Origin of the sequence: uncultured Eubacterium sp., assembly GCF_934525195.1 — a bacterium.
Classification (GTDB): domain Bacteria; phylum Bacillota; class Clostridia; order Oscillospirales; family Acutalibacteraceae; genus Eubacterium_R.
This window is the reverse complement of sequence record NZ_CAKSZA010000002.1, coordinates 141,070-155,216: the sequence shown is the minus strand read 5'-3', so window position 1 is coordinate 155,216 and position 14,147 is coordinate 141,070. Positions and strand designations below refer to the sequence as shown.

The 14,147-nt window shown below is 38.7% G+C and carries 14 protein-coding genes; all 14 read left to right on the top strand.

Annotated elements, in window-relative coordinates:
* Nucleotides 1-134 precede the first annotated feature (134 nt).
* The 14 genes from gdhA (at nucleotide 135) to Q0E03_RS02755 (ending at nucleotide 14,131) form a co-directional block, all read left to right on the top strand.
* A complete protein-coding gene (gene gdhA, locus Q0E03_RS02820; protein ID WP_297129309.1) occupies nucleotides 135-1,469 on the top strand; it encodes an NADP-specific glutamate dehydrogenase in 1,335 nt (444 codons plus the stop codon).
* 131 nt (nucleotides 1,470-1,600) lie between these two features.
* The gene (gene ruvC / locus Q0E03_RS02815; RefSeq protein ID WP_297129305.1) at nucleotides 1,601-2,119 is read left to right on the top strand and encodes a crossover junction endodeoxyribonuclease RuvC; all 519 of its coding nucleotides are present in this window, start codon (nucleotides 1,601-1,603) and stop codon (nucleotides 2,117-2,119) included.
* Nucleotides 2,116-2,721: a Holliday junction branch migration protein RuvA gene (ruvA, locus tag Q0E03_RS02810; RefSeq protein ID WP_294835333.1), complete on the top strand. Its 606-nt coding sequence runs from the start codon at nucleotides 2,116-2,118 to the stop codon at nucleotides 2,719-2,721. Before ruvC ends, ruvA begins: the two co-directional genes overlap by 4 nt.
* 11 nt (nucleotides 2,722-2,732) lie before the next feature.
* Nucleotides 2,733-3,785 (top strand): Holliday junction branch migration DNA helicase RuvB, encoded by a 1,053-nt coding sequence (gene ruvB, locus Q0E03_RS02805; protein WP_297129301.1) that lies wholly within the window; start codon nucleotides 2,733-2,735, stop codon nucleotides 3,783-3,785.
* Nucleotides 3,786-3,794: 9 nt separating this feature from the next.
* Nucleotides 3,795-5,147, top strand: coding sequence for a phosphoglucosamine mutase (glmM, locus tag Q0E03_RS02800; RefSeq protein ID WP_297129299.1), 1,353 nt, complete (start codon nucleotides 3,795-3,797; stop codon nucleotides 5,145-5,147).
* A complete protein-coding gene (locus Q0E03_RS02795; protein WP_297129296.1) occupies nucleotides 5,147-6,013 on the top strand; it encodes a class I SAM-dependent methyltransferase in 867 nt (288 codons plus the stop codon). Before glmM ends, Q0E03_RS02795 begins: the two co-directional genes overlap by 1 nt.
* 3 nt (nucleotides 6,014-6,016) lie before the next feature.
* A complete protein-coding gene (locus tag Q0E03_RS02790) occupies nucleotides 6,017-6,868 on the top strand; it encodes an energy-coupling factor transporter ATPase (protein WP_297129293.1) in 852 nt (283 codons plus the stop codon).
* Nucleotides 6,868-7,740, top strand: coding sequence for an energy-coupling factor transporter ATPase (locus tag Q0E03_RS02785; protein WP_297129291.1), 873 nt, complete (start codon nucleotides 6,868-6,870; stop codon nucleotides 7,738-7,740). The genes Q0E03_RS02790 and Q0E03_RS02785 overlap by 1 nt, the downstream gene beginning before the upstream one ends.
* A complete protein-coding gene (locus Q0E03_RS02780) occupies nucleotides 7,737-8,546 on the top strand; it encodes an energy-coupling factor transporter transmembrane protein EcfT (RefSeq protein WP_297129287.1) in 810 nt (269 codons plus the stop codon). The genes Q0E03_RS02785 and Q0E03_RS02780 overlap by 4 nt, the downstream gene beginning before the upstream one ends.
* Complete coding sequence (gene truA, locus Q0E03_RS02775; RefSeq protein ID WP_297129284.1) at nucleotides 8,543-9,286, top strand: tRNA pseudouridine(38-40) synthase TruA; 744 nt, start codon at nucleotides 8,543-8,545, stop codon at nucleotides 9,284-9,286. Before Q0E03_RS02780 ends, truA begins: the two co-directional genes overlap by 4 nt.
* A complete protein-coding gene (locus Q0E03_RS02770) occupies nucleotides 9,276-10,451 on the top strand; it encodes a DUF5711 family protein (RefSeq protein ID WP_297129282.1) in 1,176 nt (391 codons plus the stop codon). Before truA ends, Q0E03_RS02770 begins: the two co-directional genes overlap by 11 nt.
* 3 nt (nucleotides 10,452-10,454) lie before the next feature.
* Nucleotides 10,455-11,180 (top strand): CvpA family protein, encoded by a 726-nt coding sequence (locus Q0E03_RS02765; protein WP_297129280.1) that lies wholly within the window; start codon nucleotides 10,455-10,457, stop codon nucleotides 11,178-11,180.
* Nucleotides 11,177-11,803, top strand: a complete 627-nt coding sequence (locus Q0E03_RS02760; RefSeq protein ID WP_297129277.1) for a CDP-alcohol phosphatidyltransferase family protein — start codon at nucleotides 11,177-11,179, stop codon at nucleotides 11,801-11,803. Before Q0E03_RS02765 ends, Q0E03_RS02760 begins: the two co-directional genes overlap by 4 nt.
* A gap of 21 nt (nucleotides 11,804-11,824) precedes the next feature.
* A complete protein-coding gene (locus Q0E03_RS02755) occupies nucleotides 11,825-14,131 on the top strand; it encodes an ATP-dependent Clp protease ATP-binding subunit (protein WP_297129274.1) in 2,307 nt (768 codons plus the stop codon).
* Nucleotides 14,132-14,147 lie beyond the last annotated feature (16 nt).

The window sequence follows — 14,147 nt, the reverse complement described above, 5'->3', positions numbered from 1 at the left end:
GAAAAATTGTAAATGATTTTATAAAATTTATCCAAAAATAGTGACAAAATAATATAAGTGTGATATTATATAAATGCTTTAATCAGTTAAAGTTATATAACAAACATAACAAACGAAATACGGAGGGATAAGTTATGGCTTATGTTGATGAGATACTTGAGTATCTTGAAAGAAAAGACTATTATGAACCGGAATTTGTTCAGGCAGTAAGTGAAGTTCTTAATTCACTTCGTCCTGTAATTGATGCAAACGAGAAGAAATACCGTCAGGTTGCACTTCTTGAAAGAATTATCGAACCTGAAAGAATTCTTAGATTTAGAGTTCCTTGGATTGATGATAAGGGTCAGGTGCATGTAAATCGCGGCTATCGTGTACAGTTTAACTCTGCTATCGGTCCATATAAAGGCGGTTTAAGACTTCACCCAAGTGTAAACCTTGGTATTATTAAATTCCTTGGTTTTGAGCAAATATTCAAAAACTCGCTTACCGGACTTCCAATCGGCGGCGGTAAGGGTGGCTCTGACTTTGACCCAAAGGGCAAGAGCGACAGAGAAATTATGATGTTCTGCCAAAGCTTTATGACAGAACTTTGCAAGGTTATCGGTGCCGACACAGACGTTCCTGCCGGTGACATCGGTACAGGTGCAAGAGAAATCGGCTATATGTTCGGTCAATATAAGAGAATTTGCGGTACCTATGAAGGCGTACTTACCGGTAAGGGTCTTTCATTTGGCGGTTCTCTTGCAAGAACAGAGGCAACAGGCTACGGACTTCTTTATTTTACAGAAGAAATGCTTAAGTGCAACGATTCTACTATCGAGGGCAAGACTGTTTGTGTTTCCGGTTCAGGTAATGTTGCTATTTATGCAGTTGAAAAGGCACAAATGCTCGGTGCAAAAGTTGTTACCGTTTCCGATTCAACAGGTTGGATTTACGATAAAGACGGCATTGATGTTGCTCTCCTTAAAGATATTAAGGAAAACAGAAGAGAAAGACTTACCGCTTATGCGGAAGCTCGCCCATCTGCTCAGTATCACGCAGGCAGAGGTGTATGGCAAATCAAGTGTGATGTTGCTTTGCCTTGTGCAACTCAAAACGAACTTACTATCGATGATGCAAAACTCCTTGTTGAAAACGGCTGTATTGCTGTTGCAGAGGGTGCTAATATGCCTACAACTCTTGAAGCTACAAAGTATCTCCAAGAGCACGGTGTAATGTTTGCTCCGGGTAAGGCTGCCAACGCAGGCGGTGTTGCAACATCAGCTCTCGAAATGAGCCAAAACAGCGAGCGTATAAGCTGGACATTTGAAAAGGTTGATGCAAAGCTTAAAGATATTATGGTTAATATCTATCACAATATTGACAATGCCGCTAAAAAGTACGGACTTGACGGCGACTATGTTGCAGGTGCAAACATTGCAGGCTTCGAAAAGGTTGCAGATGCAATGATGGCACAGGGTATTGTTTGATTTAACTTCAATTTACAGAGGACGACTTGTTTCGTCCTCTTTTTTATTATATATAAATATTATAATTATATTGCAAAATATATGTAAATGTGGTATAATTTCAAAAATATTATGTGAAAGAGCGTCTTGAAATGATTATCTTAGGAATTGACCCCGGCTATGCAATAGTCGGATGGGGAGTAATTGAATATTCTTATTCGCGATTTCACGTGCTCGGTTACGGAGCGATTACAACTCCTGCCGATTCGCCGTTTCCTCAAAGGCTTCAAACTATCTACAATGATATGTGCTATATTTTTGAAAAATACAAGCCTGAGGTTATGAGTATGGAAAAACTGTTCTATAACTCGAACCAAAAGACAGTTATTGACGTTGCGCAGGCAAGGGGAGTTATCACTCTTGCGGCGCAAATGAATATGAAGGATATTTACGAATATACTCCGTTACAGGTTAAGCAATCGGTAACAGGCTATGGCAGAGCGGAAAAAAAGCAAGTTATGGAAATGACAAAGAACATTTTGAACTTGCCTGCCATTCCAAAACCTGACGACACGGCAGATGCTTTGGCTATGGCGATTTGTCACGCACATTGCAGCGGATCGGCTATGAACAAAATCAGCAATATGATTAATTTTGGAGATAAAAAATGATTTACAGCTTAAAGGGCACACTTACATATCTTGAACCAACCTTTGCAGTTGTCGAGTGCGGAGGTGTCGGCTTCAAATGCTTTGCAAGCACAACGACTATAACTTCTTTGACTTCCGTCGGAACAGAAGTTCAGCTTTTGACATATATGAGCATCAGAGAGGACGCAATGGATTTGTACGGCTTCGCAACTCAAAACGAATTGGAGGCATTCAAACTTCTCATTTCTGTAAGCGGAGTTGGTCCAAAGGCTGCAATTTCTATTTTATCTGCTCTTGCTCCCGACCGACTTGCCGTTGCCGTTTCGTGCGGAGATGTCAAATCAATTCAGGTTGCACAGGGTGTCGGCAAAAAAACAGCAGAACGCATTGTTCTTGAACTAAAGGACAAAATGAACATTGTTGCAGGCGGCGAAACCGCAACTGTTGTGGAGAATATTCAATCACAGGTTGTCGGCAGTAATTCATCAGAAGCTATTGAGGTTCTTGTATCTCTCGGATTTAACCAATCCGATGCGGCGCTTGTTGTCAGCAAATTTGACCCAAAGATGTCTGTTGACGATATGATAAGAAAAGGACTTCAAAGTCTTTCTTCTAACTTATAACAGGTGAAATTATGATAGAAAACGAATTTGAATATGATTTTGAAAATCGTATGTCGGCACCGGAATACACTCCTGCTGACGAGGAAATAGAAAATTCCTTACGACCAAAACAACTGACCGATTATGTCGGACAGGAAAAGGCAAAGGAAAACCTTTCGATTTATATTAAAGCCGCAAAACAGCGTGGCGAATCGCTCGACCATGTTTTGTTCTATGGCCCACCGGGACTCGGCAAAACAACCCTTGCCGGAATAGTTGCAAACGAGATGGGGGTCAACATTCGTGTTACTTCAGGCCCTGCAATCGAAAAACAGGGCGATTTGGTTGCTATTCTTTCAAACCTTGAGCAAGGCGATGTCCTTTTTATTGACGAAATTCACAGACTTAACAGAACAGTTGAAGAAATCCTTTATCCGGCAATGGAAGACGGCAAGATTGATATCATCATCGGTAAAGGTCCGAGTGCAAGAAGCTATCAACTTAGCCTACCAAAGTTCACTCTTATCGGTGCAACAACAAGAGCGGGTCAGCTCTCAGCACCGCTTCGTGACAGATTTGGTGTGATTCTTCGCCTTGAAATGTATACACCTGAGGAACTTTCGCAGATTGTTAAGAGGTCGTCAAAAATTCTCAACATTCCTGTTGATGACGACGGTGCATATCAAATTGCAAGCCGTTCAAGAGGAACACCGCGTATTGCTAACCGACTTCTTAAACGAAGCAGAGATTTTGCCGAGGTTAAATATGAGGGCATCATAACAGCCGAGGCGGCAGCGTCAGCTCTCAACAGTATGGAAATTGATGAACTCGGACTTGATTCAATCGACCGCAGATTGTTAACAACTATGATTAAGAATTATAATGGCGGTCCTGTCGGACTCGAAACTATTTCTGCCGCAATCGGGGAAGAATCGGTTACTATAGAGGATGTTTATGAGCCGTATCTTATGCAAATCGGCTTTTTGGCAAGAACTCCGAGGGGAAGAATTGTAACTCCGGCAGGTTATAAGCATCTCGGATTTGAAAATTATTCAGACAATCCACAACAGTCATTTGATTTATAAGGAGAAATTATGGGTAGACTTTTTGGTACAGACGGTGTAAGAGGAATTGCTAATAAAGATTTGACAAACGAGCTCGCAATGCAAATCGGTGCGGCGGCTGCCGAGGTTTTGCTTAAAGAATCAAAGAGTGCAAAACCGACCGTACTTATCGGCAAAGATACAAGAGCTTCGGGCGATATGCTTGAAGCGGCACTTACCGCAGGACTTTGCAGCGTTGGTTGCAATGTTCTTTCTGTCGGAATTGTTCCGACTCCGGCGGTTGCATATCTTGTCGGTCTTTATGAATGTGAGGCAGGAATTATGATTTCCGCTTCTCACAATCCTTGTGAATATAACGGAATTAAAATTTTCCAAAAGTCAGGATATAAACTTGATGACGCACTTGAAGATGAAATTGAGGCTATCATTCTCGACAACGCTGAAAAAATCGAATATAAAACCGGCGGTGAAGTCGGCAATGCAACGAAGTGCAAATCTGCCGTAAAAGATTATATTGAACACGTTGTTGCTACTACAAACGTTAATTTTGACGGACTTAAAGTAGCACTTGATTGTGCAAACGGTTCGGCAAGTGTTTGTGCAAAAGAAATATTTACATCATTGGGTGCTAAATGCTTTATGTTATCAGATACACCGGACGGTGTGAACATTAATGATAAGTGCGGTTCAACTCATCCCGAAGAACTTATGAAGTTTGTCAAGGATGCAGGCCTCGACCTCGGTCTTGCATTTGACGGTGATGCTGACAGAATGCTTGCTGTTGATGAAAACGGTGAACTTGTGGACGGTGACAAGGTTATTGCTATTTGTTCATCAAAAATGAAACAAGAGGGCACTCTGAAAAAAAATACCGCAGTTGTTACTGTTATGAGCAATATGGGCTTTTTCAAGTTCTGCGAGGAAAACGGTATTAGATGTGAAAAAACTGCTGTCGGCGACAGATATGTTCTTGAAAAGATGCTTAAAGAAGGCTATAATATCGGCGGCGAACAATCGGGACATGTAATATTCCTCGATTATGCCACAACAGGCGACGGTGAGCTTTCAGGCGTTCAACTTCTTGAAGCTGTTGTAAAAAGCGGTAAGAAATTGTCTGAACTTGCTTCTGTTATGCAAGTTTATCCTCAGGTGCTTATTAACGTAAAAGTTTCGGCTGAGGGCAAGAAAAAATATAATAATGACGAATATATCATTGCCGCAACTCAAAAGGCTGAAATGGAACTTATGGGTGACGGTCGTGTGCTTGTAAGAGTCAGTGGTACAGAACCGTTGGTTAGAGTTATGCTTGAAGGCAAGGATATAAATCATATACAAAAACTCGGTGAACAGATCGCCGAAGTAGTTAAGGAAAGACTTTCATAATGAGATATTCAAAAGATTGGAAAGATTACGAACTTATTGATTGCTCTTGCGGTGAAAAACTTGAACGCTGGACAAGAGAAATCTTAATCAGACCGGACCCGCAGGTTATTTGGAAAAGCGAAAAAAATCACAAACTTTGGTATCAGCCAAACGCAAGATATGTAAGATCAAAAACCGGCGGAGGTAAATGGCAGGTGTTTTCGCATATGCCGTCTGCTTGGCAGGTTAGATACAAGGATTTGACTTTCAACATCAAAACAATGGGCTTTAAGCATACAGGTTTGTTCCCGGAACAAGCCGTCAATTGGGATTATGTAAGAGAACTTATCAAGAATTCCGATAAAGAGCAGGTTAAGGTTCTAAATCTTTTTGCATATACAGGTGCAGCTACAGTTGCTTGTCTTAAAGAGGGTGCAAGCGTTGTGCATGTAGATGCATCCAAAGGTATGACAAATTGGGCAAAGGAAAATGCACAGGCGTCAGGCGTTGCCGAGGGCGATGTCAGATGGATTGTTGATGATTGCATAAAGTTTGTTAAAAGAGAATACAGACGAGAGAATAAGTACGATATTATTATTCTTGACCCTCCTTCATACGGCAGAGGACCAAAGGGCGAAATTTGGCACCTTGAAGAGTGTCTGTATGACTTTATGCTTGAAGTTGAAAAAGTACTTTCAGACGAACCCATTGCAGTTATTCTTAATTCATACACTACAGGACTTTCTGCTTCCGTTATGAAATACATACTTGATGATATCATCACCTCAAAGCACGGTGGAAGCGTTGAAGCAGACGAAATCGGCTTGCCTGTAACTGCAAACGGCGGCATTCTTCCGTGCGGAACAACAGCTATTTGGAAGGCTTGATGTATGGAATTAATTAGATTTGAAAATGTTTCGTTTTCGTACAAAACGACGGATGAAAATGACAATCCTTTAAAAATTCCCGTACTTAAAGATTTTAATCTTTCGATAGAACAAGGCTCTTTTGTTGCTATTCTCGGACATAATGGTTCAGGTAAATCAACTGTTGCCAAATTAACAAACGGCATTTTATTTGCTGATGAAGGTACTGTTATCGTTAACGGAAAAGTCGCCAAGGATGACGACAGTATTTACGATATAAGACGAGATGCGGGTATGGTTTTTCAAAATCCCGACAATCAAATTGTTTCTTCTATCGTTGAAGAAGATGTTGCATTCGGCGTTGAAAATCTCGGCGTTCCGTCCGATGAATGCAGAAAAAGAGTTGACGAAGCGTTAAAAACAGTCGGTATGTATGAATACAGACTCAAAACTCCGTCAAAACTTTCGGGCGGCCAAAAGCAAAGGGTTGCAGTTGCAGGAATTATTGCAATGAAACCGAAATGTATTGTACTTGATGAACCGACCGCTATGCTTGACCCTGTCGGTCGAAAAGAAGTTATCGACACGGTTATGAAATTGAACAAAGAAGAGGGCATAACCATTGTTCTTATTACTCACTATATGGACGAAGCCGTAAAGGCTGACAGAGTTGTTGTTATGGATGATGGAGTTATCAAACTTGACGGCACACCGAGAGAAGTGTTTGCGGATGTTGACAAAATAAAATCTTTGTCACTTGAAGTTCCGCAGTCAACAGAACTTATCAATTGTCTTGGTTTAGACACAGAGCAAACCGTTCTTAATTCGGACGAGTGTGCAAAAGAACTATATAAATATTTAAAGAGAGAAAAATAATGGCGATTTTAGAGTGTAAAAATTTAAAATTCATATATGGCATAGGAACTCCTTTTGAGTTTTGTGCTGTTGACGGCGTTGATTTTTATGCTCAGGAAAACGAGATTATCGGCATAATCGGTCATACAGGTTCCGGCAAATCAACATTTATTCAGCATCTCAACGGTCTTTTAAAACCGACCGATGGTACAGTAATTGTAAACGGCAAAGATATTTGGGCAAAAGAGAACAAAGACAATATCCGTCAGGTTCGTTTTGCAGTCGGTCTTTGTTTTCAATATCCCGAGCATCAAATTTTTGAAGAAACTATTTTTAAGGAAATTGCTTTCGGTCCAAAACAAATGGGTCTTGACGATGTCGAAATCAAGAGCCGTGTGTACAAAAGTATGGAGTATGTCGGTCTTGACAAAGCAATTGAAAACAAATCGCCGTTTGATTTATCGGGCGGTCAAAAGCGTAGAGTGGCAATAGCCTCAATAATCGCTATGAAACCGCAGGTGCTCATTTTGGACGAACCTTGTGCAGGACTTGACCCAAAGGGCAGAGATGTCATTTTAAGCCTTGTAAAGGATTATCAAAGTAAGTCGGGCAGTACCGTGCTTTTTGTTTCACATTCTATGGAAGATGTCGCAAAAATTGCCGATAGAGTTTTGGTGTTTAACGACAGCAAAGTTGCTATGTTTGGTACGGTTGACGAGGTTTATTCAAGAGGCAAGGAACTTAAAGAAATGGGGCTTAATGTTCCTGAAGTCACCGAAGCGTTCATAAAACTTCACGATATGGGAATTGATTGCAGAACTGATATTTATACCGTTGAGCAGGGAATTGAGGAATTTGCAAGACTTAAAAGCCAAAAGGAGGAACTGCAATGATTGATGTTACCATCGGGCAGTATCTACCGGGTGATTCTGTCGTACACAAAGCAGATGCAAGAGTAAAAATAGTTACTGCGCTGTTGTTTATGATTTCTGTATTCTTGTGCAGAAACTATTACACAATGGGGGTGGCTCTTCTCCTTTCAATTGCCATAACAACAATTTCAAAGATTAAACCGAAAGTTATGCTTAAAGGTTTAAAACCGATTATTGTCATTGTTATTTTTACAACCGTTCTTAATCTTTTTTACGGTTCGGGCGAACCGCTTGTACAATTAGGCTTTTTGAAAATCACCGCTCAAGGAATCAATAATTCAATATTTATGGCACTTAGGATTATCATCCTTGTTATATTCGGCTTGATTTTGACATACACAACGACTCCGACTGCGTTGACTGATGCAATGGAATCTCTTATGAAACCGCTTAAATTATTCAAGGTTGATGTTCATTCAATAGCGATGACCATGACCATTGCACTTCGATTTATCCCAACTCTTGTTGAGGAAGTAGACAAGATTATGTCTGCTCAAAAAAGCAGGGGCGCAGATATGGAAAGCGGTGGAATATTCAAGAGAGTAAAGGCTGTTGTTCCTGTTATGATTCCGCTTTTTGTTTCATCATTCAGACGAGCAAACGAGCTTGAATATGCAATGGAATGCAGATGCTATCGTGGCGGTGCCGGCAGAACTAAAATGAAAATTATGAAAATGTCTGCAAAAGACTATGTATTGCTTATTTTGTCAATCATATATTTTGTCGGCATTGTTCTTGCAAGAATTTTTATGAGTAAGGTTATATGAGAAGATTACTTGTAACAATCAGATATGACGGCTCAGCTTATCACGGCTATCAGGTTCAAAACAATGCCGTGACGGTTCAAGAGGTGTTTCAAAACGCTGTTGAAAAGGTGTTCAATCAAAGGCTTGATGTCAAGGGTTGCAGCCGTACAGACAGCGGAGTACACGCAAATATGTACTGCATATCGTTTGACACGGATATGAATATTCCAAACGAGAGTGTAGTTTTGGCTCTTAACACATATTTGCCTGATGACATTGCAGCTTATGACTGCAAGGAAGTCAGCCTTGATTTTCATCCTCGATACAGCTGTGAATCAAAGGAATATGTTTATAAAATTTATAACGGAAAATATCGCAATCCGTTTTTTGCAAAATACGCTTTGTGGTACAGATGGAATTTAGACGCTGAATATTTGAATAAAGAGGCTCAGGCTTTTGTCGGCAAGTATGATTATTCAGGCTTTTGCAGCATTAAATCCGATGTTGAGGATTCTGTCAGAGAAATTTATTCTTGCAAAGTTTGGCGTGAGGATGATTTTGTTTTCTTCAAGGTTTGCGGTGACGGATTTTTATATAATATGGTCAGAATTATGGTTGGCACATTGCTTTTTGTCAACGAAGGAAAAATAAAAAGCGGTGAGCTAAAAGATGTAATTCTTTCAAAAGACAGGCGAAGGGCAGGAAAAACCGCTCCGCCACAGGGTCTTTACTTAAATAAGGTGAATTATTATGCCAAGTAATGAACGAGAAAATCAAAGAATAGAAAGAAAAAAGCTCAAAGACAACAAAATCAAAAAAATAATTTGGATTGTTTTGGGCATTATTGTTTTTCTTTTGATTGTTCTAAAGATTTGCGAAATTGATTTTGCGGATATAAAAAACAAAGTTGATTCAGCCAATATTTCAAGCTCGGTTGACAGCGATACATATCCTTATTCGGTTGATGTTCGTAAAGATTCCAATATGGAATTGGTAAACGGTAAACTATACGCTTTAACCGATACAAGTGTTGTTTCAATAGAACCGGCATCGGGCAAAACCGCATATCATTTTGATCACGGCTACGCATCTCCCGTGCTTAAATCAAACGGTAATTACACTTGCCTTTTTGACAGGGGAGGAACAAGAGTCAGACTTGATTCAACAACGAAGAATTTGTACGAAAAAACTCTTGACCGTAATCTAATAACTGCCGTTGTTGCAAAAAACGGTACTATTGTCTATTCTGCATTTTGTGATGATGCAAAATCAAAAATTGTTGTTATCAACAAAAACGAAGCTAAAAAACTTGAATATGAAATCAATGACGGCTACGTAACAACTCTTGCCGTAAATTCAAACGCTTCAAAAATCGCTTTTACAAGTGTTAACTCAAAAGATGCTTTTTTGTCATCTACGGTTCATATTTTCAATGTTTCAAATAAAGAAATGACATTTGAAAAAGAATTTAAAAAATCAGATGTTCTTGATTTACACTTTACTAATTCAAACAATTTGTATATCATCGGCGATGATTTTTTATCGATTGTAAAATCGGGAAAAAATGCCGAATATATATTTAAACAGGGCAGCATTTCAACAATGAATTATTGCTATACCTCATCAAACGAACTTTTGATTAATTACAGCGATTTTTCAAATTCATCAAAGTCAAAACTTGATTATATAAAATCAAACGGCAATATAAAAACAAGTGTTGCCTTAAAATCCGCTTCAAAGAGTATTACATCAAATTCTAATGAAATAACTGTTTTGTTCCATAATAAAATTTGCATTTATTCTTTGACAAGCGGTGAACTAAAACGTTCTGTAAAATGTGACAGTTCAGTAGACAGTGCTTATAAATTGTCGTCAAGAATTTATGTTCAATACGGGCAATGTATTGATGTAATAAAGAAGGAATAACAAATGACAATATTTAATTATACGGTTAATTATGTTGATTTGATTATTATCGGTATATTTTTACTTTTTGGATTTATCGGATTAAATAAGGGTATTTTCATTACTCTTGTGAACTTCATAAGATATGCGCTTGGATTATCTGCTTGTATGATATCGGCAGACAGATTGCCACAGCCTATTTATGACAATTTCTTAAAAAATAAAGTGCTTGACACTGTTAATCAAAAAATCGTAACCTCGACTAATATTGACGAAATAATGGATAATATTAACAGTTTCATAAACAGCTTGCCGAACATCATTAAAAACAACATTGATTTAACTTCGTTAAAACTTTCTTCAAACAATATTTCCCAAAATATAACAAATGATGTGTTTGAACCTGTTATAATAATATTTCTCAAGGTTGTTATATTTATCGTTGTGTTTGCTTTATTCTTTGGTATAACAGGTGCTGTCATTAGCCACATTAGAAAAAAGAATAAAGAAAAGAGAAAAGAAAATAATAAAAAAAGTTTTGTTGTGTTTATAGACAGACTTATTGGCTTTTTGTTCGGAATTCTTAAAGGCGCTCTTGTTGTATTTGTTTTTGTAAGTGCTGTAACAAGTCTTTTGGGAGTGTCAAACATTGCCGACAATCAATTTTTACAAACCGCTGCCAACAGTCAGCTTTATCAACTGTTACTCAACTATAATCCATTTAATGTGATTACGGAGGGAATTATATGAGCAAATTTAAAGAAAATGTAAATGATTTATTTGAAAACTGGAACACCATTCCAAACTGGCTGAGCTTTTTAAGAATTGCTCTTATTCCTGTTTTTTCAATTCTTTTCATCAAAGAAAAATACATACCTGCATTTGTACTTATGATTATTGCCGCTTTAACAGATTTAATTGACGGAAAAATTGCAAGAAAGTACAATATGGTGTCTAATCTTGGTAAAATCCTTGACCCTATTGCCGACAAGCTTTCTCAAGTTGCAATAGTAATTATTTTGATTGTTAAGTTTTGGTCTTTTGACGGTCCGCTCAAATATTTATTGTTTTTATTTATTGCCAAAGAACTCATTATGGTTGTAGGCGGTGGACTGCTTCTTGCAAAAGGCTTGCGCCCTGTTGCGGCTGAAATGTGGGGAAAAGTTGCCACAACTGTATTTTATGTATTTATGATTGCCATTATTGCTATCGGTCCAAACGGTGCATTGGTAGGCCATTGGTTCTTTAAGGCTTTGCCAACACCTGTTATCTATGGTATGGTGATTATATCGGTTATTCTTGCATTTGTATCTTTGTTCGGATATGCTCCGGGCTTTATTAAGCAAATCAAGGAGAACAAATCAAACAAATAACTTTAGGAGATTATATATCGAATGAAACAACCAATGTGTACACGATGCGGTGAAAGACCGGCTATTGTGTTTATTCAAAAAATGGAAGACGGCGTTATGAAGCCTGAGGGGCTTTGCTACAAGTGTGCCAAAGAACTGAATGTCGATATGGGACCTATTCAGGGTCTTATGGAAAAAATGGGTATCAGCGAGGACGAACTTGAGCAGGCAAGCGAGCAAATGGGTATGTTTATGGAAAATATGGACGATTTCGACTTCGGTGACATCGGAGCAATGTTCAATTCCGAAAATGCCGACGGTGCTCAAACAATGCCTTTTTCAGAAATGATGAGCAATATTATGGGCGGTTCTGAGTCATCAACCGAAGAACCAAAGAAAAAAGGAAAGAGAAATCATAAAAAGTCGCAAGATGAATCCAGAAAGTTTTTAAACAACTATTGCAACAATCTTACCGAAAAGGCTAAAAAAGGCGAAATAGACAATATTATCGGCAGAGAAAGCGAGATTGAGCGTGCTGTTCAAATTCTTTGCAGAAGAACCAAGAACAACCCTTGCCTTATCGGTGAGCCGGGCGTTGGTAAAACAGCCATTGCCGAGGGTCTTGCAATAAAAATTGCCAAAGGCGAAGTCCCTGCAAGACTTATGGACAAAGAGATTTATCTTCTTGACCTTACCGCCCTTGTTGCCGGAACTCAGTTCAGAGGTCAATTTGAGGGCAGAATTAAGGGACTTGTTGATGAGGTTAAACACGAGGGTAATATTATTCTCTTTATCGATGAGGTTCACAATCTTGTCGGCACGGGCGACAGCGAGGGCACAATGAATGCCGCTAACATCTTGAAGCCTGCACTTTCAAGAGGCGAAATTCAAGTTATCGGAGCAACAACTTTTAATGAATATAGAAAATATATCGAAAAAGATGCCGCACTCGAAAGAAGATTTCAACCTATTAAAGTTGAAGAACCGTCTATTGACGATGCTTACAGAATGCTTCTTGGTATCAAGAGTTATTATGAGGACTACCATAAGGTAAAAATCAACGATTCTTTGGTATACAAGGCTGTTACAATGAGTGAAAGATTTGTAACCGACCGTTATTTGCCTGATAAGGCGATTGACCTTTTGGATGAATCGTGCACCTGTGCAAATCTTCGTAATCCTGCTATCAGCAGATACCAAATGCTTATTGAAAAGAAAAACAATCTTATGGATAATATTGATAAGTTGTCCGAGCCTGAAGAGGGTGAACAGATTGACTATGAACTTATTTCCAAGCTTAAATCTCAGCTTATTAATATTGATAACGAAATTCCTGAGGTCGAAGAAAAAGCAAAGGACAATCAAGTTCTTGAAGCTGATTTGGCAAAAGTTATCTCACTTTGGACGGGTATTCCGGCTTCTAAGGTTGAACAGGGCGATATTAATAAACTTGCATCGTTAGATAACGAACTCAAGGCTCATATTATTGGTCAAGATGAAGCTATTAAAAAAGTTGCAAATGCTGTTCGCAGAGGCAGAATTCAAATCAGCCCTAAAAAAAGACCGCAATCGTTTATTTTTGTTGGTCCGACAGGTGTCGGTAAAACAGAACTTGTAAAACAGCTTGCTAATGCTCTTTTTGATTCACCGGATAACCTCATTCGCCTTGATATGAGCGAGTTTATGGAAAAATTCAGCGTTTCAAGAATTATCGGTTCACCTCCGGGATATGTCGGATATGATGACGCAGGTCAGCTTACTGAAAAAGTTCGCAGAAAGCCATATAGCGTAATTCTCTTTGACGAAATTGAAAAAGCTCATAAGGATGTTCTTAATATACTTCTTCAAATTCTTGATGAAGGAAGAATTACCGATGCACAGGGCAGGGTAGTCAACTTTGAAAACACCGTTATCATTATGACTTCTAATGCAGGTTCAACCGACCAAAACACTATGGGATTTGGAAAATCGACTGACGACATCAATCGTGAAGTCACTATGAAAGCTCTTGAAAGATTTTTGCGTCCTGAATTTCTTGGCAGAGTTGATGAGATTGTAATTTTCAACAAGCTTACTTTTGATAATTTCGAAAAGATTGCAAAAATTATGCTTGATGAACTTGTTCCTAGTTTAAAAGACAAGGGCATTGACTTGGTTTATGAGGACAGTGTTCCTGTTTATCTTGCAAAAAAGGCTTACGGTTCAAAGAAAAACGCAAGAGGACTTCGTGATGCTGTCAGACGAGATATTGAGGAAAAACTTGCAAATGCAATTGTTTTCAACAACAATATTGACATTAAAAAGATAACTTTGACAGGCACAGAAGAAATTTCTGTAAAAATAAATTAAGAAATTTGTTAAAAAA

Excerpts from the sequence above, each read along its gene's own strand:
- truA (WP_297129284.1), top strand. The coding sequence starts at position 8,543 with ATGAGAAGATTACTTGTAACAATCAGATATGACGGCTCAGCTTATCAC.
- ruvB (WP_297129301.1), top strand. The coding sequence starts at position 2,733 with ATGATAGAAAACGAATTTGAATATGATTTTGAAAATCGTATGTCGGCA.
- Q0E03_RS02755 (WP_297129274.1), top strand. The coding sequence starts at position 11,825 with ATGAAACAACCAATGTGTACACGATGCGGTGAAAGACCGGCTATTGTG.
- Q0E03_RS02795 (WP_297129296.1), top strand. The coding sequence starts at position 5,147 with ATGAGATATTCAAAAGATTGGAAAGATTACGAACTTATTGATTGCTCT.
- ruvA (WP_294835333.1), top strand. The coding sequence starts at position 2,116 with ATGATTTACAGCTTAAAGGGCACACTTACATATCTTGAACCAACCTTT.
- ruvC (WP_297129305.1), top strand. The coding sequence starts at position 1,601 with ATGATTATCTTAGGAATTGACCCCGGCTATGCAATAGTCGGATGGGGA.
- gdhA (WP_297129309.1), top strand. The coding sequence starts at position 135 with ATGGCTTATGTTGATGAGATACTTGAGTATCTTGAAAGAAAAGACTAT.
- Q0E03_RS02785 (WP_297129291.1), top strand. The coding sequence starts at position 6,868 with ATGGCGATTTTAGAGTGTAAAAATTTAAAATTCATATATGGCATAGGA.
- Q0E03_RS02760 (WP_297129277.1), top strand. The coding sequence starts at position 11,177 with ATGAGCAAATTTAAAGAAAATGTAAATGATTTATTTGAAAACTGGAAC.
- Q0E03_RS02770 (WP_297129282.1), top strand. The coding sequence starts at position 9,276 with ATGCCAAGTAATGAACGAGAAAATCAAAGAATAGAAAGAAAAAAGCTC.
- glmM (WP_297129299.1), top strand. The coding sequence starts at position 3,795 with ATGGGTAGACTTTTTGGTACAGACGGTGTAAGAGGAATTGCTAATAAA.
- Q0E03_RS02780 (WP_297129287.1), top strand. The coding sequence starts at position 7,737 with ATGATTGATGTTACCATCGGGCAGTATCTACCGGGTGATTCTGTCGTA.
- Q0E03_RS02765 (WP_297129280.1), top strand. The coding sequence starts at position 10,455 with ATGACAATATTTAATTATACGGTTAATTATGTTGATTTGATTATTATC.
- Q0E03_RS02790 (WP_297129293.1), top strand. The coding sequence starts at position 6,017 with ATGGAATTAATTAGATTTGAAAATGTTTCGTTTTCGTACAAAACGACG.